Origin of the sequence: Rhizobium sp. CFBP 13726, assembly GCF_014841925.1 — a bacterium.
Classification (GTDB): Bacteria; Pseudomonadota; Alphaproteobacteria; order Rhizobiales; family Rhizobiaceae; genus Neorhizobium; species Neorhizobium soli.
This window is the reverse complement of sequence record NZ_JACYUU010000005.1, coordinates 141,555-161,129: the sequence shown is the minus strand read 5'-3', so window position 1 is coordinate 161,129 and position 19,575 is coordinate 141,555. Positions and strand designations below refer to the sequence as shown.

Here is a 19,575-nt window from a genome sequence, read left to right as displayed (position 1 = left end):
CGATGGCCCGCCGTCAGCGGAACGAGGGCAACCCATGACTAGGTTTCGGCATATCCAGCTTCGGCAGAGAATTCGCGAGAGCCGCAGCCTCGCCGGAATAAGGGAAGTCATCGCCCAACTGGCGATCGCCTTCGTACACCTTGAAGGATGGCCCATCGACCTCGACGATCTTGTAACCGTTCACGTATTCGACCTTTGGCGTTTTCCAACCCATATCGATCTCTCTTTCTTGAAAGCTGACGCGACGGTCAGCGCGATGTCATGACGGTCGATCCGTTGGCAAAGGTCTAACAGGTACACGCTCAAACGCCTAATCATGACCGAGCGGCAGCCGAGTGCTTGATCGGCGCAGGAAATCGATAAGGCCACCACGCCGTGCGTATCCTGTTGTGCCACAATCGGCGCGGCTTAGCCTCAGGGTGGAAGGGAACAAATCGAGGTCAAATGCATTCGAAGTCGCAGTCAATGCCGACTTTTCTTGGGGGCCCTTATGAAACGACTTTCCGTGACCGCCTTTGCCGCTCTTTGCCTCACCGCCGGAGCAACCTATGCCCAGACGAACAACGACGAGGCAGCCCAGGCATGCCAATCGACCGGCTTGCTGGCGCTGCAGGAAAAATCGTCCGCCATCACCGACCTGGTGCTCGACATGGAAACCCTGGCCGTGAGCTCCGCGGATACCAAGGTCGAGAATGTCGCGGTGAAGACCGTCGTCATGGGCGATGCCTATATCGCACGCGGCGGCGAAACCGGTAAGCCTGATCGTTTCGTCTGCCTTCTGGGCGAAAAAGGAAAAGTGCTTCTGACGTTTTTTACCGCGCAGTAGCCGACGGAGCCGCGTCGCAGTTGGTGCCGGATTTGCGACAGTTCCGTCAGGTACGGCGGGTGTCAAGGATCAGATAACTCAGCGCTATCCACGTCGTTTGCTCGGAACCGATCCGCCGCTGCGGGATTACTGTAGGCCTCGAAACATGCACCGGCTGGTTCCTCGAAGGAAGCAGGCGGTGCTGACTATGGAGACCCTTATGCAGCTACCACAGAACACGATCGTTGCCGTTGCCGATGGCGAAAAGCTCAGCCTTTTCAAGAATGAAGGTGACGCAGCAAACGTCAAGCTGAGAGCGATGCCGGCCACGGACATCGACAGCTCGAAAATCTCTTCCGGTGCGCGCCATTCCAGCAGCTCCGCAAACCCGGATGACAGCCAGCAGGACGAAGACGGTTTCAGCAACGGCATTGCCGACATGCTGAACAAGCATGTGCTGGATGGAAAGATCAAAAATCTTGTTGTCGTGGCGGCGCCCCGCACACTCGGTGAAATGCGCAAGAGCTACCACAAGTCGCTGTCTGACGTTCTGATTGGCGAACTCGACAAGGACCTTACGGGCCATTCGATCCAGGATATCGAAAAGGCGCTGGCTGCAGCCTGATCGCTACAACAGCACCAGAAGTGGAGGCCCTGCAGCAGCGGGGCCCTACTTTCGAGAAGTGAAGGCCATCAGTATCCGATGTCTGCGGATAGATGGACACTGTTAGAAAGGGCGGCGCCCACGCTTCTAAACAGTCAGGCGACCTCGGAGGCCAGGATTAGGCCAGGAGGGGGGCTCGGTACTTCCCCACCTTCGACCCGTAGCGCCAGATAATCCAAGGCGTTCTGCAGTCCGTTCATCGTGTACGGCTTCTCGATTGCGCCGAGCGCGCCTGCAAAATCGTCCGGGATCCGCTTCAAATTTCCTGAAACAAATATGTAAGGGACGTTTTTCGAAGCAAGGAATTTTCCGACGTCGATCCCTGTCGGGCCATCAAGAAGTTGGATGTCGACGAAAGCGAAGTCAGGCGCAGTCTTTTCAGCAAGTTCGTATGCGGTCGAGCTTGAAGCCGCCTGGCCGACAACATCGTGACCCGCAGCCTCGACCTCAGTTTCAAGTTCGAGCGCCAGCAGCGCCTCGTCTTCCACGATCATCACGCGCAAAATTCTGTTCCTTACTCATTGACCATCAGGGTAACGCTCACTTCTGTGCGCTTGCCATCCGTTTTCCGTTCGATTTCAGCGCCCAGCTGCCTGGCACAGGTCTCCAGCATCAGTCTGCCGAAGTCGTGTTCGCGCTGGTCAAAGACAACGGGGGTGACCGTGTCGACGACCCTTACCAAGAAGTGTCCGTTCAGGCGTCTCACTTCCAGGTGAATTTCGCCGCCGCCATCGCTCAAGCCGCGTCGAACGACATCACCGATCAGCTCGTTCAAGATAAGAGCGAGAGGTGATGCCTTGTCAGCCGGGACGATGACTTCGTGCAGGTCGGTTGTCATCACAATGTCAGATCGCCTAAGCGCACCGACCACATCGACGATCAGGTCGCCTGCGAACTCTGCAACATCGAAATGGCCGACATCATCGTCATTCAGAAGCTTGCGGTGAACAGTGCTCAGCGCCTCGACGCGGCTGAGGACGGAAAACAGGGTCCGCTTTGCCACTTCGTCCTCCGCCATCCGCGCCTGGAGCTTGACGATCGAGGCGATGGTCAGAAGATTGTTTTTGACGCGGTGGTCGACTTCGTGAACGAGCGCGGTCTTCGTTGTCAGCGCGTCCGTCAGGTCCGCTGTGCGCCTTGCGACTTCCTCTTCCGCGATATGCCGAGCCGCCGCTAGTTCTGCCTCTTTGCTCTTGATGTTGGTAAAGTCCAACTGAGACGCGAAGAAGTAGATGACTTGCCCATCTTCGTTTCGAACCGGGCTGACGAACAGAGCATTCCAGAAGGTCGTGCCGTCGCGCCGATAGTTGAGAATGTCGATCGCAAGATCCCGCTCTTGCGACACCGCTTCCCGAATTTTGGCAACAGCCGCAGGGTCAGTTTGCGGACCCTGTAAGAGGCGGCAGTTGCGCCCAACAAGTTCCTGCGCCGAGTACCCGGTTAACTTCGAGAACGCTCGATTTGAAAAGATGATCGGGTTATCGACCTGGCGTGGATCGGTGATGATCATCGGCATGCGTGTTGCTTTGAAAGCTGCTGCGAACGGATCTCCGGATGCGTGGGCGGCGATTAGCCGGTCGCCTGCGTCTCTTGCGCCGCGAACATCTTTTTCCACAGCCATAAAGTCCGTCGCCCCTCATAAGCGTTGCGAAAAATAATGCTTTAACCGCGGACAGGTTCCGACATCCTGTTAAAATTGACGGTCGTCAGCAATCCGCTCCATTCTCTAGGGAAAACCTGAAAATTCCGTGTTTCCAGATGTTGCGGAGATTAGGCACTGTGCAGTCGCGGGATCACAAATGGTTAGTGGCGCTCACGTCTGGTCTCAAGACCGGCATAACGTATGGCAATAAAGGCCATCAGGCATGCGACCGAGAACATGTTGAGCCTGAGCAGGATGGCAAGGTCAGGATCGCTCCAGACCCGCAATGGTGGACCGAGAAGATACTGCGAGAATAGAAACACAGCGAAGACAAAGGCCGCCATGCTGCGCTGCCACCACTTCTCCTGGGCAAAAAAGGACAGTGCGGAAAGCATGAAGCAGGCACCAAAAAAAAGCGCCGTCCCCGAACCATGCCCGAACAGTTTTGTCTCGAACAACGTGTCGAGCGTGCCGACGATTGGCAACGCCAACCGCGCCATAAAGGGTGATTGGCGAGCAATGAAAGGGATCGCGAGAAACAGGGGGGCGGCAAGCAAGGTAGCGCATGACGCAGCCACGCCATTGCCGACGAGATACCAGACATAGACGGGATAGAATGGCTTGTTGAATACGATCACCCAGGCGATCGTGACCGTCGCCTGGGTGAGGGGATCGAGTGGCGGTCGTGTCTGTGTCATCGCTCGGCAACCCCTGTCTTTGAATATGCAAACAACGGCCGCACGCGGTTTCAGCAGTGGCGTGCAGCACCGGAATGGCTACGCCGAGAAGGTCTGCGCGGCGTTGATCGACGACACGAACTGACGTGTGCGTTCGTGGACAGGGTTGCGAAAGACCTGTTCGGCGCTGCCGATCTCGACGACCTGCCCCGCCTCGAGAAAGACAACGAGATTGGCAACCTGCGAGGCAAGTCGCAGATCGTGCGTCGCCATCACCATGGTCGTGCCCTCTTTGGCAAGGGTGCCGAGCACGTCGACGACCTCGGCGGAAAGCTCCGGGTCAAGCGCCGAAGTCGGTTCGTCGCACAAAAGAACCTTCGGCGAGGGCGCGAGCGCCCGTGCAATTGCCACACGCTGCTGCTGGCCGCCTGAGAGATTGGCGGGCCAGGCATCGGCCTTGTGTTCCATGCCGACTTTCGTCAGCAATTCCAGGGCGCGCGCCCTGGCTTTTTCGCGGGACCATTTCTGGACGACAAGCAGCCCTTCCATGACGTTTTCGATGGCCGTGCGATGTGGGAAAAGCTGGAAGTTCTGAAACACCATTCCCGTCTGGCTGCGCACTTTCTGAATGGATTGCCACGGCGCCTTGCGGCCGGGTGCAAAGTCGACGCTCTCAGCGCCGATGCGCACGCTTCCGGCGGTCGGTTGCTCCAGGAGGTTGATGCAGCGGAGCAAGGTACTCTTGCCGCCGCCCGACGGTCCGACCAGAGCCGAAACGCTGCCCTCCGGAAAGCTGAGAGAGATATCCTTCAGAATGACGGCGTCGCCGAAACGCTTTTCGATATGCGACAGTTCGATCATCGGTTGGCCTCCAGCATGCCGCCGTATCGGGCAAAGCGAAATTCGAGCCGGGACTGCAGGTGAGACAGGATGGAGCTCAAAGCGAGATAGATGATGGCGGCCTCGATATAGAGGATGAGCGGCTCATACGTCGTGGCAACGATACGCTGCGCGGACTGGAAAAGTTCGGGCACCGTGATTGCCGCGGCAAGCGAGGTATCCTTGACCAGTGATATGAACGTGTTTGACAGAGGCGGCACGGATACCCGGCTTGCCTGCGGCAGGATCGTGCGCCGCATCGCCTGGCGCCAGTTCATGCCGGTGGAATAGGCGGCTTCCCACTGACCCTTGGGGACGGAGGAGATGGCGGCACGGATGATTTCCGACGTGTAGGCACCGACATTGAGCGTAAAGCCGATCAGGGCCGCCGTAAAGGCATCAAGCAGAATTCCCACACTCGGCAGGCCGTAGAAGATGACGAAGAGCTGCACAAGGAGTGGTGTACCGCGAATGATCCATACATAGAAGCGAGCGATTGCTGAAACCGGCCACGGCCCGAACAACCGTGCGACCGCGGTGACAAGCCCCAGCGATAGGCCCAGCACAAAGGAAAGGAGTGTCAGCGGGATCGTAAATTTCACGCCGGCCCACAGAAGTGTCGGCAACGAATCGATCATCAATTGAAGCCAGTGCGGCACGGCGAACCTCAAAACATATGACGCCCGGCGATGGTCGCCGAGCGCTCTGATCTCAATACATATGGCGCAGTTTCAAGAACGGAACAGTCCGTTCTTACTTCGAGACGTCCTGACCGAAATACTTGTCAGAAATCGTCTTGTAGGTTCCGTCCGCCTTGATGTCGGCGAGCGCCTTGTTGATGGCTGAAACCAGCTCGTCGTCGCCCTTGCGAACGATGATGCCAGAGAAATCGGCATCCGCCTTTTCGGCAACGATCTTAACGGGAGCCTGAGGCTGCTTCTTCTTGAAATCGAGGAAGGAGAGGCTGTCGTTGATCGTGGCATCGGCGCGGCGGGTCAGAACCAGCTGGATCGACTGGTCAAAGCCGTCGGTGCCGACGAGCTCTGCTCCAGACGCCTCGGCCAGCTTGCCGAAGTTGCTGGTCAGCGACTGTGCCGACTTCTTGCCCTTTAGGCTTTCGAACCCTTTGATCTCCTCGTCATTGCTGCGAACGATCAGCACGGCCTTGGACGCGATATAGGGGTCGGAGAAGGCATATTTCTGCTTGCGGGCTTCGGTGATGCCGACCTGATTGATGACGGCATCATAGCGTTTGGCATCGATGCCAGCGATGAGGCCATCCCACTTGCCTTCGATGAATTCTGCCTTCACGCCAAGCTTGTTGGCGACAGCCTCGCCGATCTCGACGTCGAAGCCGGTCAGCTTGTTGGCGCTGTCGTGGAAAGTGAAGGGGGCATAGGTGCCTTCCGTCCCGATCTTGATCACGCCGGCGGCCTTGATCTGGTCGAGGTTTTCGCCAGCGACAGATGGGGTGATGGCAACGGCCTGCAGCATGGCGGCAGCAGCGATGGATTTCAGCCAGTTCATGGTCATTCCTTTCGGGCATCAGGCCTGATGGCCTTTCGATGCGGTGTTATCTAGGAAAACCTGTGCTGTTGGAGGAGAGGATCGAGCAAATAAAACAGGCAAATGAGATTATTTTGCTCATTTTTCTTCGCGCATGACCCGACGCAACCACGACACAGCCTTCGCGCAGGATTTCCGGCAAGACGCCATCGTGCCGCAATCTGCTGTCCCGGAAGACCCGGGCGGAACCCTTGCGTTCTCTAGCTGTTGTTTCGCCGAACAGGAGCAACATCATGACCGACGAAAAACGCGACGTAACCGGCAATGAGGAGGCACAGGCGGAAGGGAGCCCGCAGGGCGAGCATAGCCCGGAGCGCGAGCAGACGGCGAGCGATTCAAAGCCTCATAGCAGCTCGCCGCAGACGTGGTCGGCCGATCACGGCGGAGGTGTTTCGCCGCCAACCAGCAAGCCGGTGAGTTCAGACGATAAGGCGGATTAGGCGTCTGAACATCTAAAGCCTTCGAACTGTACCAACGCCCTCGCCAACGGATTTTGGCCGGAGGCTGTGATGACCCGCGTCTAAGCTCGAATCATTCTTCGTTTAGTAGCAGCTGAATAATAAAACGCCTCTAGCGTGCGCTGCGGTAGCGAGATATTATGCTTTCCGTTAGCGCATGCGCTCGGGTTCAGTGCAAACGTAATATTGGAATAATAAAACGATCGATATTGCCATTTCTGTAAATAAGAAAGTCGGGTTCGCGCATTTCTAATGCACGCCAGATTGTTCTCAGTTTTTATTTCCTAAGTACCTTTCCTGTTTTTTGCAGTGCTCACGAGGTTTTCTTGGCTTGAGCAGATATTACAACGATAGGCGGTTCGCGGAAGGGGGAAGGCATCGGGGGCCGGGAGGTCTCGTCGTCTTCATGCTCCTGTTCGCCGCCTTCTCAAGCGCAATCGGTGCAAGCCTCCTCCTGTCCAATGATCACACGCGTCTCAAGCTTTTGTTGCTGCGGCTGGGTTTCCAGCAAAGCAGCGTTGCGAACCTGAGCGTGCCCTTTGTCAATGCACAGTCCGCCGCGCAGGCAAGCATGGGGGTGTCGGTGGTCTTTGCAAAGAAAGCCCGCCTCTTGAAGGGCCGCGCCCCGATACGTGCTGACGAGCAGTGCGCTACTCTTGCAGCCCTTGCCGAGGTGGAGCCTGTGTTTACCCTCGAAGATGGTGGCGCCAAATGGGAATGCAGCTATCTCGTGACGGGAGCGGATTTGGGACGTCAGTCATCGATATTCGTCCAGATCCGGGGTAGGGAGGCTGCAGGGAACGCGACATTTCGGCTGAAAATAAGCTTCGGACCTTTGTCCGAACGGGAAGCGCTCGCCTATCAGGCGTCCGCAATTGCAGCACGCTTGCTCGATCTCGATGCGTATCTGTCCATTTCGCTCGGAGACGCCTTGGCGCGCGGGCAAGATTTTCGCAGAGAGATTGCGGCGGCGACCATTTCATATAGGCGGGAAATGCTGGATGAAAGTCGATACAATCTCGTTGGAACGTATCCGCTTCCGAAAGCCCCTGCTCAGCAAGTCAAAAACTGAGTTGCTTTTCGTATCTACTTGATACTTGCCGTGACAGTCGTGTCGTGAGGCGTGCCGATGTGCTCGGCAATCTGGCTGATGCCTTGGATGATGACAGCCCAGAGAGCAATGGAGACACCGAAAGCAAATGACAGATTTCTGAAACGACGTGACATTTTTCCCTCACAAGATGAGGAATATGTACCGCACAATAGTTCGAATACAGTTAGTGTGATCGGTCAAATTGAAGCGAACTGTAGCGCCCGCCAATCGACCATGAAAACGCTCGCCGAGAAACTTCGCGCTCAGAAAATCGGCGGGTAACAGACCCTGACGATTTCGATCTGGCGCGGTTCTTGGTAGGTGATCTCAAGCAGTTCGCATTCCTCTGTGACGTAGCTCGAGCGGACAAGATGTGTGTTCGGTTGCGTCTCGTTATACCTCGACCGCTGAATGATGTCCGCCGCGTATGCCGACGCCCCGAGCGAAGCTGAGAGGAGTAATGTCGCAATAGTTAACTTCGAAATTACGTGTAAAGCGGCCATCTCAACCTCTCTAATCACCCGTGCTTTGCGTCTATATCTAGTATATTTTTCAGATTAAAACGCAAGACGCAAATAACATCACGCCGAATGGATCGTCGCTGTTGGCGAGTGATGTGACCATTGTCCTGGAGTGCTGCGGCAAGAGCCTGATCGAAGGTCGGAGCGATCACCTTTTCTGGTGATCATTTCAAAGCGCGTGGCGTCAGTTTCGACGCTCACGCAATCTTTCTGTCCGTTCGGAAATCGCAGGCAGATCTTGCCGTTGTCGATCTTGTACCCGATCGTCTTACCCGTTTGGTAAGTATACCCGTCCCCTTTTTTTGCAGCGTTCCCCGAACCTTCGCTCATGCGCCCGGGGATTTCTGCTTGGAAGCAACGCACATCTCGGTATGTGCATACTGTGCGGGAAACGACGAAATTATTGCGGCAATGATAGCTAAAACTGTGCAGCGGATAACTTGATCGATCTCTCAAGTCGTCGCCGCAAAATATCACGGTTCTCTCGAACGAACCGGAGGGCTTCGCCGCACGTTGCTGCGAATCTACGTATCGAATCTAATTTCATATGTAATAATAAAGCAATATTGCTTGTTTTATATTTAACCATTTATTAAGTTCCGGGCTGACTCGTGTTTAGAATCGAGATATGGAGTATTGATAAGACGGTCATATATTAACTCTCGTATATTGGATGGTTCCCTTGAGTGCTGTGGAGCTTGTGGTACAACTGGATGCTAGTGAGTACCTCGCCGGTAGTTCGGCGAATGATAATTATAAGCTTACATACAGTGATCAGCCTGCGGCTTGGGAATTTGCGGCCAAGCGCGCAGTCGACATGCTGATATCCCTGATTGCCCTGGTTACGCTTCTTCCCCTGTTCGTCCTGATATGCGCGATCATCCGTGCCGAGAGCAGAGGGTCACCGCTGTTTTCCCAGATTCGATGGGGGAAGGACGGTCGCAAAATTAAAATCTATAAGTTCAGATCGATGTTTACCGACCGGGGAGATGTGTCTGGCGTCGCACAGACAACTCGGAACGATCCCCGGATTACACGGGTCGGCCAATTCATTCGCAAATCCAATATCGACGAACTGCCGCAACTCATCAACGTGCTCAAAGGGGACATGTCTCTTGTCGGTCCGAGATGCCACGCCGTCGGCATGCTTGCGGCCGGCGTTACCTATGAGGAACTCGTTCCGGATTATCACCAGCGACACAGCATGCGGCCTGGTCTTACCGGGCTGGCGCAAATGCGCGGCCTGCGAGGGCCAACGGATCGTGCTTCGAAAGCCCGGGCTCGCATCGCCTGCGATCTCTATTATGTTGCCAATTTCTCGATCTGGCTTGACGTCTACATCATCCTCCAAACCATCAGGATGGAACTGACGAATGGCAAGGGCTTCTAAGCCAACCGTTCTTCGAACCGATCTAATAGCAAACGGCGGCACACTCGTGCCGCCGTCGCTTGTTTGATATTTCGGCGGTTGGGTCTCAATCAACGCTGCCTTGGATCGCCGACGACAACCCGGGGTCAACCGCTCGGCCCCCTGAAGACACAACGCTTGCTAGCAATCCGTTTTGACAAGCCCGTCCGTCGTCCCATCCCGGATGATTGGCGATCGGGTAAAGGCAAATCCCCTCGAACGGGACACCGGACTGCATGGCACGTTTTGCCTGATCCGAGACATAACGGTACCAAGGCCCACGCCGCTCGTCCTCGATGCCAGTTTCTGCAATCAAAATCGGCTTGCCATAACGCGCGTAGGTTTCGGCAAGGATCCTGCTCAGCGGCTTGTAGCTGGGATGACCGATGTCGATCGGCGGCCCGCCATGGATCCATTGGTTGTTGAAATAGTAGTTGACGCCAATGATATCGAGAAACCGCTCCTGACCGCCGATCTGCGGCCACATGCGGCCGGCGATGAGGTCCCATCCCTGGAACTGCGACTGCCTGTGACCTTCAGCAACGCCTGACTCGAAAGGTCTCGATTGGTCCGCCACGACATTGATAACCGGATCGCAGTGAACGAAGCGCGCGCGGGGGTCGACCAACAGGATTTCCTCCATGGCAGCGATTGCGGCCCGGGCAAGCTGAACCTTGAGCTCGAATCCTCGACCACGCGCGAACGGGTTGAGATAGGCGGCATCTCCGCCGCCCCACGAGAAGAATGAGATTTCGTTGACGGGGCAGTAGAACGGCACTTCGCTTGTGTTGTCGCGAACCAACCGTGCGCAGGCGCCGGCGAAGGCTGCAAACCGATCGACGAATTGCGGCGACCAGATATCGAGATCGTCAGGCCATCCGTAGTGTAAGAGGTCCCAGATGACCTGCGTGCCGGTTTTCTGCGCGGCTTCGATCATCGGCAATACGCTCGACCAGTCATAGGTCCTGGACTTTTCGATCAGATGCCAGCGAAAACCATCGCGGACCGTACGGATTCCAAGTCCTGCAAGCTGACGATAATCCTGCTCCGCAAAGCGATCGTGCTCGATTGCCGCAATCATATCCAGGCGTCGACCGGTTGTTTCGCCGTCAGCGGGACTTAGCCGATGCGTCGAGCATTCGAAACCGCCCATCAGAAACGATTTGAAGATGCCGGTCGGCCCCTGCGGCGATTTCTCCGCAAGGACGTCGCTGAAAAGCTGTGTCCACTGCGGCAACACGGCCTCGATCGAGTAGCTCGCCTCGACCTTGCGCCGCAACGCTTGTCCGAGAGAACGGCGGAAACCTTCGTCGCCCGCAAGTAAGCGGATCTTGTCAGCGACGGCGGCCGGATCGTTATAGGGCACGAAGAGGCCGGAGACCTGGTCGTCGATCTGCTGCTGGGCGCCGTTGTCAGGTGTTGCGATGACGGGCAGGGCGGCGGCACCTGCCTCGGCAATGACATGCGGCATGCCTTCGCCGCGCGACAGCCAGACAAATATGTCGAACGCCGACAGAAGCTCGGCCACATCCTTGCGATCGCCTAAAAACGTGACCCTGTCTGCCAAGCCCAGCCGGCGGGTGAGATCCTTCAAGTGATCGGCATAGTCCGGCATGAAAGCATCGGGTCCGCCGACGATGACGAACTGCGCATGCGCATTATCTCTGACGACCAGTGCGGCGGCATGGATGAAGTCCTCGACATTCTTTTTCGGATCCAGCCGACCGACCCAGCCGATGACAACCTGCTCATCCCGGAACCCAAGCTTTGACCGCATGACCGAGCGGTTCGCCGAATTGAACTCGGAGAGATCGACCATCGAGGGTATCTCGAGCGCGTGCTGCTCGCGGCCGGGCATTCTTGACGCAGCCGCGTCGCGGATGGAGCGGCAGACGCCGACATACCGGTTCGTGAGGTGCTTCGGGCCAGCTTCCGCCTCCGAAACAAGACCGCCATGCTCGATCAGCGGGGGGCGGAGATGGAGCCGTTCGAGCGCCGGATAGATGTCGGCAACGTTCTGGCTGGAAACGACGATGTCGTATCCAGGAACCTTGCCGGCCAGATAGCCAACCGTATCTTCGAAGGACAGATCGTAAGGCGTCGTATCGACATCGACCCCGAGCGCCCGCAGTTGCTCGTGAGTCTGCTCCGGCATTCCGGGCTTGCGGAAGCAGGCAACGACATCGATCCGGTAGAGATCAGGATCGAGGTTTGCCGCGAGGAGCCGCACTTCGGTCTCCTCGCCGCCGACCACCAACCACGCGAAGACGAACAGAATCCGTACAGGCTGAGGTTCAGGTGTCATTCGCCCACCTTGAAGACAACCTGCAGGAATTCCGGACGGTTTTCGATCAGGTCCGTCAGGAAGGCCGGCGCGTCGTCTATCGGAATGACGTGGGTGATCATCTGCTCGCGGATGATGTCGCCATGCGTCCGGAGAAGATCGACCGTTGCGCGGGCGAGCCGGCCGCGGTTCCAGAGCGCACCAAGACCACGCGGAACGCGGTTGATCTGCGCGCAACGGATGTTGAGGCCGTTGTGGTGGAACTCTTCGCCCAACCGCAACTGATCCGCGCCGCCTTGGTAGAAGGCAAGGTCGATCACCGTGCCCTGCGGCCGCAGGGCTTTCAGCGCCGTGTTGAGGCTGCCTGAATACGCACGTGTCTGGAACACCAGATCTGCACCGCGTCCCATCGCGCCATCATGCCAGCGGGCCTTGGCATGCTGCCACGCGTGCTCCTCGGTCATGGCCTGAAGGCCCATCGCTTCCGCTTTTTGACGGCGGAACTCCGATGGGTCGGTCACGATAACCTCGGATGCACCCAGGGATTTCGCAAACAGGGCAGTCATCAGCCCCACTGTTCCGGCGCCGATCACGATAACCGGGCGATCCTTCACGCCCGCACCGAGGAAGGGCACGTGAGCCCCATAGGCTTCGGCATCGGCATGCAGAATGCCGTTTGCGGCAATCGGCCCCATCTGGGCGACGAGGACGCCGAGCACGGGATCTATTTCGGCCGGCAACGGCACCAGCAGATCGTGGAACGGGTTGGCCGTGTGGCCCGATTTATGGCCGTAGGCGGATGCGACCACCTCGCCTTGCGCAAAACCGCCTGTGCGCGATTCCGAGACCCTCGCAACTTCCATGTAGCCGAGGAACGGGACCGGATAGTGCAGGTCCGGTTCGTTCTCGATAAACACCCCGCGCTCGCCGTCAAAGCGCGAGCGGAAATAGGGATTGGTGTTTTTGAGGAACGTCAGTTCGGTCCCTGCGGAAAGACCGGTGTAGAGCGTGTCGAGCCGAACCTGGCCATCGCCGGGAGGGCCTTCCTCGTATTCGAAGAAATAGGACCGCCCGGGGGCCTCGACGCCGAGCGAGCGGATGATCCGGTGGCCCGGTGCCAAGCCCGGCGCGGGTGCTTCCGGCCGAGGCTGGAATTGCAAAGGCAGAGGCTCGGGCTGCCGCATCTCTGGCGGCGCGATCGAAACCGGCTTGCCTTCCTGCACAGAGGCAACGACAGCCAGCGCCAGCCGGTGCGTTGCAAGGGCTTCGGAATAGGGGCAGCGGATCCGGTTTTCCCCGCCGCGAACGGCATCGATGAAGTCGCGGTCTTCGCGCCACACGGGGTCGCCGTCTGCGCCACGGACCGGCCGGCCTCGGCCGACATCCACCATGATGTCGCGGTCGGTAAGCTCGATTGCGAGACGGTCTGCGAAGATGTGAAGCCCGACGCGATGGCTCCAGCCGAGAAGGCAGGTGGAGGCAACGTTTGCGACGACGCCGGTTTCGAATGTCAGAGTGGCCGTCGTCACGGTGGGCACGTCGAGGCCGGGAAATTCGGGCCTGTCCGTGTGACCGGCACGTCCGTAAACCTCGGTCACCTCACCAACAAGAAAACGCGCAAGGTCGAGAAGATGGGTCGCCTGCTCCACCATCTGTCCGCCGGACTTGTCCTGCTTCCACCACCACTGCGGCGGAGGCGTGCTATCCAGCCAGTAGCCGGACAGAAGCTGGGCGGGATTGTCCTTGAGGAGATTGCGGGCCTCATCGACGATGTCGAGGTAGCGCCAGTGGTAGCCGACGCCGGTCACGAGACCCTTCGCCGTCACGGCAGCCGAGATCTCTTCGGCCGTCTCGATGTCAAGCGAAACCGGCTTTTCGACGAAGAAAGGAATGCCGCGCTCGATCAGGTCCCGCTCCGGTTCCCCGTGCGCAAACGGCGGCACGCAGACATAGACGGCATCAGGGCGGACGGCGTCCAGCATGTCGCGGTGGTGGGCGAAGGATTTCGCTCCGAAGCGCGCTGCGGCCTGATCGGCGCGGCCGATATCCGGATCCGCGAACCCGACGAGTTCCACATCGTCGAAGCCGGAGATGACATCGAGATGGCGGTGCGCGATACCTCCAACGCCGATAAAGGCGAGGCGTGTCTTCTGCATGGATAGGTCCTTTTGCATGAGATTGGCAGGCTGGGAAATGAACTGGTCGTAGACCGCTCTCGTTTCCCTCGCCATGCGATGTGCGGAAAAGTGATTGTCGAAGCGGACGCGCGCAGCCTCGGCGACATGCGCAAGTCTCTGCCGATCCGAAAGCGCCGCGATGACGACAGAGGCCATCGAAGCGGAACTGCCGGGTGTGGCGAAAAGCGGGTGGTCCTCCCCGAGCGCCTCGACGGTGCCGCCGATCCGGGTGGCAACGACCGGGCAGCCGAGCGACATCGCCTCGAGCACCGCAAGCGGCAGGCCTTCGAACAGCGATGGCAGAACGAAGAGGTCGCCAAGAGCGATGATGTTGGCGACATCCGGGCGATGTCCGGTAAATCGAATGCGGTCGGAGATGCCGAGCTCATCCGCCAAAGCCCCGAGCCTCACGCGTTCCTCGCCGGATCCGACCAGAAGAAGGCACAAGGAGGGGTGCGCCTCCAGAATCTGCGGCATGGCTTCGAGGAGTGTCTTGTGATCCTTCTGCGCGGTCAACCGTGCAATGGTCACGAGCACGATCTCGTCACGCACATCGAGGTCCCGACGAAGTGCGTCGCCTGTTGCCGTCTGCTGCGGCACGAAGATGCCGTTGCGGATAACCGTCAGTCGGTCGGGCGCAATGTGCCCGCGAAAACTGTCCCGGGAGGCTTCCGAAACCACGACGTGATGGGCGACATCCCGCGTGCGTCGCTGATACTCGTCCTGCTGGTCGCGGTCGGTGAGGAGATAAGGAAGATGCTCCGTGCGAATGACCGGGATACCGGCTCGGTTCGCGGCCTCGACCAGCGCGTGCCCCTCCCATCCGATCCCCGCATGGACATGCAGGAGGTCGACATTGCTGCTGGACAGCCATTGAGCAAAGTCATCGATGTCATCCGCAAGTTTGATGCCGAGGCCGAGACGGGCAGCGCGCGGGAGCAATCCTGCCCGGTCTTCCGACAATAGCGCAATGAACACATCAGCCTGCCCGCACAGCCCGCGCGCCAAGGCAAGCATATGCTCGCCCATGCCCGATGGGTCCAGGCTATCCGTCGCAAGGACTATCCGCGGCATCCTAGTCACGCTCGGAATGCACCAGAATGTCGTTTTTGCCGAGCAGCGCAGATGGCAATGGAGGATCTACAGCCGTCTGGTCGACGATCATCGCCATGCTCTTGAACGTGGCATCCCAGGACGAGCGCGCGAGCATCCTGTCAACCGCTTCGAGCCAGGACGTATCGGCGAGGGCAATGGCAAGCGCGGCATCGCATCCGCTGACAAAGCTGTCGGCATCGTCGGCAAAAAACACGCCCGGCGTATCACCGTAGGTACGAACGACGTCTGCAATCTTTGTGCTGACGACCGGTCGCCCTGCCGCCAGATATTCAGGCGTCTTGGTGGGGCTGATGAAACGGGTTGCCTCGTTGAGCGCAAACGGCATGAGCGCCGCATCCCAACCCGCCAGATAGGACGGCAGGTCGGCATAGGACTTGTGCCCGAGGTAGTGAATATTGGCCGCGCGAGGCAGATCGGACGGCGATATCTTGGCGATCGGACCGAGAAAAACGAAGGAGTAGTCCGGTCGCGCTGCAGCCGCTGCGCGGATCAGGTCGAGATCGAGGCGTTCGTCGATGACGCCGTAGAAGCCTAACCGTGGGTGAGAGATCTTTGCCTGATCGCTTGGATCGGCAACCGAGTTTCGTGCTGCGCGGAAATGGTGCGAATCGACACTGGATGGGAAGGCATGGATGTTGTCATGCAGATCGCGCTTTGCCTCGTAGAGGCTCACCCCGCCGGTAAAGACCGCGTCCGCGCGCGCCATCAGCGCGTTTTCCATATCTTTCAGCTGAGGCGGCGCAAACTTGAAGTTGGCCAGCTCGTCCATGCAGTCGTAGACAACCGCCGCCGCGTCCACATGCTGCGCGAAAGAATACATCATCGGCGTGTAGAACCAGAGTATCGGCCGCCGCCCACCGTGAAGCAGGATGAGATCGTCGAGCAGGCGGCTAAGCGCCCGATCCCGCTCGGCTTCGCTCCACCAATGCGGAACTCTTGGCCGGATCGCCTTGACGGACGTATCGGCGAATGGGTGAATTTCCAGGTAGGCAAGATGATGATCGGTTGGAATGAATTCCTCGAAAAAGAAGACCTGACGATCCTGAGAAAAGCGCTGCATCAGGTGCTGCGGCCGCTGCAGGACAAAGTCCCAGCGCAGATGCGAGAAGCAGATGAGCGGCGTATCGATAGGCAGGGAGGCATCAGGCGTTTGCGGGAAGGAATTCAGAACGTTCATCAAGCACCTCGAAACAGATGCCGCCAAACAAAGCCTGGGCAGCAAAGTTCCGGACGCTCATCATAATTCTGTTACCTGTCGTTCATCAAATCTCGCAGGCGGCTGATGCTATGCTGCCACGTCCAGTTTTCCAGCACTGTCTCGCGTGGTTTCATCCCGTCGGCGAGCCCGAGCAGATCCCGGATACCGTCGTGAAAGTCCTGCTCTGAAGCCATTCGGCCCGTCTCCGGCATGATGTATTGTAAACCGCACCGAAGCGCGCTGTTGGCGAGGACGGGAATGCCGGCCAGCATATATTCGGTGAGAATGGCAGGTGCCCCATCGTCGACACCGCAGACGACGCCGATCCGTGACTGGTTCATCAACCGGTTGACGTCGTCGAAGACTATTCCCGGCGGCTCAATGAAATCGACATTGATGCCCAGCGCGTCCGCATGGCGCCTCAACTCCGGTACGAGTTCTCCGTAACCGAAGACGCAAAGGGTCCGGAGCGACCGCGGTAGCTTACCCAGCGCTTCGAAGAGCATGTCGTGGCGCTTGTAGGGCTGGGCGGCGGCCACATAGATCACGTCATAGATCTTCGGAAGGTTCAGCGGCCGGAATGTCATCTCGGATGCGAATTCCGGTCCGATCGGCATCACGACTGTGCGCATGTCAGGATGCCGGGCGCGAACAACCTCCGACTGCCACTCCGCTCCCGTGATCACGAGATCGAAATGACGGCTGACCTCGAACGGCACGCGAAGTGCCGGAGCGTCGATGGAGTTGTAGATCTTAAAGCTGTCGCGGCAGGCAAGCATGATCTCCTCGCTCACCCCAAGTCCCCAGACACACAGTATGTCGGGAGCGCCGAACGCCTCGATATGCCCGAGCATGTCGTTCGAGGCAAAGGGAGCCTCCGGACCGTTCATCCGGAATGAACGGCGCACCAGCGACGGATTGCCGGAACGCCACTCTGGCGGAGGATCACCGCCGCGCCAATGCGTCCAGATTTCCGCGCAATCGACCAGCCCGTCCTTGAGGGCTGCGAGGGGAAGCCGCTCGATATAGCCGCCGTCGACAACCACGTCGTTCGTATCCGGAATGGAAAGGGGAGGAGATCCGCGTGAACCTGATGACCATAGCGTTCCAAAGCTTCGAGGAGACGGGAGGTCTTCGCCGCTCCAGCTTCCATCCTGAAAATCACTGATGACGACAATACGCCGTGGTCTCATACACGTCTCTAATCATTGACACTGAAGAACGGGATGGCGATGTTCGACGTCACAAACTTCCGGAAATGGGAACGGTTCCACTGTCAGGCAGACATACAGCCGGACCTTAATCCTGACGTGGAGCGGCGATCATTGCGTCGTGACGGAACCTCGAGGCATCAGCCTTGTTGGCGCAGTCTCCAGACTTTCTGGTTCCTGCAAGGATAGATCGGGCATATGTCATTGAGAGTTGCAATCATCGGATCCGGTCCGACCGGCATCTACACGCTGAAGGGCCTCATCGGGAAGTCTGAACCGCTCGAGATCACCATCTTCGAAAGCGACGCGGAACCTGGCAAGGGAACCCCCTATCGCCCCGATCTCAACGATGCGGCGATGCTCTCCAACATTGCCAGCATCGAGCTGCCGCCAATCTGCGAAACGTTGACCGAGTGGCTTCGCCGTCAGACGGATATGGAGTTGCAGAATCTCGGCGTCGAACGCGATGCCATCAGCGAGCGGGAGTTTTATCCGCGCGTGGTTCTAGGAGAGTTCCTGCACGCGGAGTTCCAGCAGCTTCTGAATGCCGCCACCGCCAACGGCCACGCCATCCACCTCAAGGCGCGGCATCGTGTCGTCGATATCGAGCTGCGCGCAGACGATATCCGGTTGAGCGTAAAAGCCTTGGACGACGAACCGGCGGAATTCGGTTTCGATCACGTGGTGATGGCAACGGGCCACGACTGGCCGGAGACCACCGAGGTGCGGCCCGGATACTTCATCTCGCCCTGGCCGGCACCGCTTCTCAAAACCATACCTCCATGCAATCTCGGCATTCTGGGCACGTCGCTGAGCGGCATCGATGCGCTGATCACCGTCTCGACTGCGCATGGTGCCTTCATGCTCGATGGGCAGGGTGATCTTCAATACGAGCCCCTGCCGGGAACCGAAGCCTTCCGCGCAACGATGATGTCGCGCAAAGGGGTGCTGCCAGAAGCCGACTTCTACTGCGAGATCCCGTACCGCCCGCTGACAATCTGTACCGAACCGGCGATCGAAAACGCGATCGCCACGCGGAAGCTCGATCTTCTGGATGCGATCTTCGACCTGTTCAAGCAGGAGCTGGTGGCCTGCGATCCGGATTATGCAGCAAGCATCGGCCTGTCGCTTCTGACCGTTGAGACGATCGCGCCCGCCTATTTCCGCGCTCGGGAAACCAACGACCCGTTTGCCTGGGCTGCTCGCAACCTCGCCGAAGCCGACCTGAACAAGAAGCTGAAGCAGACGGTGGAATGGCGCTATGCCATCCTGCGGATGCATGAGGTGATTGCGAAGGCGATACCGCATCTAGACGCTGATGACCTCAAGCGGTTCCACAAGCACTTCAAGACCGTCTTCATCGATGACTACGCGACGGTTCCGCATGAATCGATCCGCCGATTGCTCGCTCTCCATCGCACCGGCAAGCTTGCGATCGTAGCGCTCAGAAACAGCAGCGAGATCGACAACAAGAGCGTCGAGCGCGGAGCTGTCGTTCGCACGGAAGGCCGGGAGCTTCGGTTTGAGGCTTTCATCGACGCCACAGGACAGCACGAGCTGTCGGCCCGCGACATTCCGTTCCCGACGCTCGTTGGCCAGGGTGTCGTTCGAAAAGCGGCAACAAAGGCTGCGTTTTCTCTTGATGGCGCCGAGCAGGAGATCGTCCGGACAGGAGGGATCGATCTCGACGACGATTTCCGTCTGGTGTTCGAAGACAATCTCTCGAACAACCTCTACTGCGGTTCGATCGCTTTTCTGCTGCACAAGCTTCCGTTCGTGCAGGGAATCACCAGCGCACGCGATATCGGCGAGGTGATTTCGAAAGCGATCCTGAAATCGAACGCGCCGCCTCTGATCGTCGCGCAAGCTTAAGGCG

Annotated in this window: 16 protein-coding genes and 1 pseudogene; 6 read left to right on the top strand and 11 right to left on the bottom strand. The window is 58.3% G+C overall.

The features are described from left to right. Positions 1-13: 13 nt before the first annotated feature. Entirely contained in the window at positions 14-214 is a 201-nt protein-coding gene (locus IFT66_RS19850) for a hypothetical protein (protein WP_062576573.1), read from the bottom strand. Positions 215-490: 276 nt separating this feature from the next. Between IFT66_RS19850 and IFT66_RS19845 the strand changes: the two genes are divergently transcribed. Together IFT66_RS19845 and IFT66_RS19840 are read left to right on the top strand one after the other, a co-directional pair. Beyond that, positions 491-826, top strand: coding sequence for a hypothetical protein (locus IFT66_RS19845; RefSeq protein ID WP_062458725.1), 336 nt, complete (start codon positions 491-493; stop codon positions 824-826). Between the two features lie 199 nt (positions 827-1,025). After that, positions 1,026-1,430, top strand: coding sequence for a host attachment family protein (locus tag IFT66_RS19840; protein ID WP_062458727.1), 405 nt, complete (start codon positions 1,026-1,028; stop codon positions 1,428-1,430). Positions 1,431-1,564: 134 nt separating this feature from the next. On the opposite strand, the gene IFT66_RS19835 is transcribed toward IFT66_RS19840, so the two are convergent. The 6 genes from IFT66_RS19835 to IFT66_RS19810 form a co-directional block, all read right to left on the bottom strand. Continuing rightward, positions 1,565-1,972 (bottom strand): response regulator, encoded by a 408-nt coding sequence (locus IFT66_RS19835; RefSeq protein WP_062458730.1) that lies wholly within the window; start codon positions 1,970-1,972, stop codon positions 1,565-1,567. A gap of 11 nt (positions 1,973-1,983) precedes the next feature. Further along, complete coding sequence (locus IFT66_RS19830) at positions 1,984-3,090, bottom strand: PAS domain-containing protein (RefSeq protein WP_062458733.1); 1,107 nt, start codon at positions 3,088-3,090, stop codon at positions 1,984-1,986. Between the two features lie 182 nt (positions 3,091-3,272). Further along, the gene (locus tag IFT66_RS19825; RefSeq protein ID WP_192078658.1) at positions 3,273-3,809 is read right to left on the bottom strand and encodes a hypothetical protein; all 537 of its coding nucleotides are present in this window, start codon (positions 3,807-3,809) and stop codon (positions 3,273-3,275) included. Positions 3,810-3,887: 78 nt separating this feature from the next. After that, the gene (locus IFT66_RS19820; RefSeq protein WP_113110105.1) at positions 3,888-4,649 is read right to left on the bottom strand and encodes an amino acid ABC transporter ATP-binding protein; all 762 of its coding nucleotides are present in this window, start codon (positions 4,647-4,649) and stop codon (positions 3,888-3,890) included. Beyond that, complete coding sequence (locus IFT66_RS19815) at positions 4,646-5,326, bottom strand: amino acid ABC transporter permease (protein ID WP_062458746.1); 681 nt, start codon at positions 5,324-5,326, stop codon at positions 4,646-4,648. Before IFT66_RS19815 ends, IFT66_RS19820 begins: the two co-directional genes overlap by 4 nt. Positions 5,327-5,420: 94 nt before the next feature. Beyond that, positions 5,421-6,194 (bottom strand): amino acid ABC transporter substrate-binding protein, encoded by a 774-nt coding sequence (locus IFT66_RS19810; protein ID WP_113110284.1) that lies wholly within the window; start codon positions 6,192-6,194, stop codon positions 5,421-5,423. A 272-nt stretch (positions 6,195-6,466) separates the two neighbouring features. Here IFT66_RS19810 and IFT66_RS19805 point away from each other — a divergent pair, with 272 nt between their 5' ends. The 3 genes from IFT66_RS19805 to IFT66_RS19795 all read left to right on the top strand — a co-directional run bounded on the left by IFT66_RS19805 (position 6,467) and on the right by IFT66_RS19795 (position 9,695). Next, positions 6,467-6,673, top strand: a complete 207-nt coding sequence (locus IFT66_RS19805; RefSeq protein WP_174197460.1) for a hypothetical protein — start codon at positions 6,467-6,469, stop codon at positions 6,671-6,673. Positions 6,674-7,097: 424 nt separating this feature from the next. Then, positions 7,098-7,763 carry a DUF6030 family protein gene (locus IFT66_RS19800; protein WP_192078657.1) on the top strand — a complete coding sequence of 222 codons (666 nt, stop codon included), beginning with the start codon at positions 7,098-7,100 and terminating at the stop codon, positions 7,761-7,763. A 1,251-nt stretch (positions 7,764-9,014) separates the two neighbouring features. Then, positions 9,015-9,695, top strand: a complete 681-nt coding sequence (locus IFT66_RS19795) for a sugar transferase (RefSeq protein WP_256413911.1) — start codon at positions 9,015-9,017, stop codon at positions 9,693-9,695. A gap of 85 nt (positions 9,696-9,780) precedes the next feature. Here IFT66_RS19795 and IFT66_RS19790 read toward each other — a convergent pair whose 3' ends face one another. The 4 genes and pseudogenes from IFT66_RS19790 to IFT66_RS19775 all read right to left on the bottom strand — a co-directional run bounded on the left by IFT66_RS19790 (position 9,781) and on the right by IFT66_RS19775 (position 17,681). Continuing rightward, positions 9,781-12,018: a glycosyltransferase family 4 protein gene (locus IFT66_RS19790; RefSeq protein ID WP_192078656.1), complete on the bottom strand. Its 2,238-nt coding sequence runs from the start codon at positions 12,016-12,018 to the stop codon at positions 9,781-9,783. Further along, positions 12,015-15,248, bottom strand: coding sequence for a glycosyltransferase (locus IFT66_RS19785; RefSeq protein ID WP_249406516.1), 3,234 nt, complete (start codon positions 15,246-15,248; stop codon positions 12,015-12,017). Before IFT66_RS19785 ends, IFT66_RS19790 begins: the two co-directional genes overlap by 4 nt. A gap of 52 nt (positions 15,249-15,300) precedes the next feature. Beyond that, positions 15,301-16,467, bottom strand: a pseudogene (locus tag IFT66_RS19780) (glycosyltransferase family 1 protein); the annotation flags it as partial. A gap of 71 nt (positions 16,468-16,538) precedes the next feature. Continuing rightward, positions 16,539-17,681 carry a glycosyltransferase family 4 protein gene (locus tag IFT66_RS19775; RefSeq protein WP_192078655.1) on the bottom strand — a complete coding sequence of 381 codons (1,143 nt, stop codon included), beginning with the start codon at positions 17,679-17,681 and terminating at the stop codon, positions 16,539-16,541. 216 nt (positions 17,682-17,897) lie between these two features. On the opposite strand from IFT66_RS19775, the gene IFT66_RS19770 reads away from it, so the two are divergent. Next, a complete protein-coding gene (locus IFT66_RS19770) occupies positions 17,898-19,571 on the top strand; it encodes an FAD/NAD(P)-binding protein (protein WP_192078654.1) in 1,674 nt (557 codons plus the stop codon). The last annotated feature ends 4 nt before the right edge of the window (positions 19,572-19,575 follow it).

Bases quoted from the DNA above. Each gene is read 5' to 3' on its own strand.
- IFT66_RS19850 (WP_062576573.1), bottom strand. From the start codon at position 214: ATGGGTTGGAAAACGCCAAAGGTCGAATACGTGAACGGTTACAAGATC.
- IFT66_RS19845 (WP_062458725.1), top strand. From the start codon at position 491: ATGAAACGACTTTCCGTGACCGCCTTTGCCGCTCTTTGCCTCACCGCC.
- IFT66_RS19840 (WP_062458727.1), top strand. From the start codon at position 1,026: ATGCAGCTACCACAGAACACGATCGTTGCCGTTGCCGATGGCGAAAAG.
- IFT66_RS19830 (WP_062458733.1), bottom strand. From the start codon at position 3,090: ATGGCTGTGGAAAAAGATGTTCGCGGCGCAAGAGACGCAGGCGACCGG.
- IFT66_RS19825 (WP_192078658.1), bottom strand. From the start codon at position 3,809: ATGACACAGACACGACCGCCACTCGATCCCCTCACCCAGGCGACGGTC.
- IFT66_RS19820 (WP_113110105.1), bottom strand. From the start codon at position 4,649: ATGATCGAACTGTCGCATATCGAAAAGCGTTTCGGCGACGCCGTCATT.
- IFT66_RS19810 (WP_113110284.1), bottom strand. From the start codon at position 6,194: ATGAACTGGCTGAAATCCATCGCTGCTGCCGCCATGCTGCAGGCCGTT.
- IFT66_RS19805 (WP_174197460.1), top strand. From the start codon at position 6,467: ATGACCGACGAAAAACGCGACGTAACCGGCAATGAGGAGGCACAGGCG.
- IFT66_RS19800 (WP_192078657.1), top strand. From the start codon at position 7,098: ATGCTCCTGTTCGCCGCCTTCTCAAGCGCAATCGGTGCAAGCCTCCTC.
- IFT66_RS19790 (WP_192078656.1), bottom strand. From the start codon at position 12,018: ATGACACCTGAACCTCAGCCTGTACGGATTCTGTTCGTCTTCGCGTGG.
- IFT66_RS19785 (WP_249406516.1), bottom strand. From the start codon at position 15,248: ATGCCGCGGATAGTCCTTGCGACGGATAGCCTGGACCCATCGGGCATG.
- IFT66_RS19775 (WP_192078655.1), bottom strand. From the start codon at position 17,681: ATGAGACCACGGCGTATTGTCGTCATCAGTGATTTTCAGGATGGAAGC.
- IFT66_RS19770 (WP_192078654.1), top strand. From the start codon at position 17,898: ATGTCATTGAGAGTTGCAATCATCGGATCCGGTCCGACCGGCATCTAC.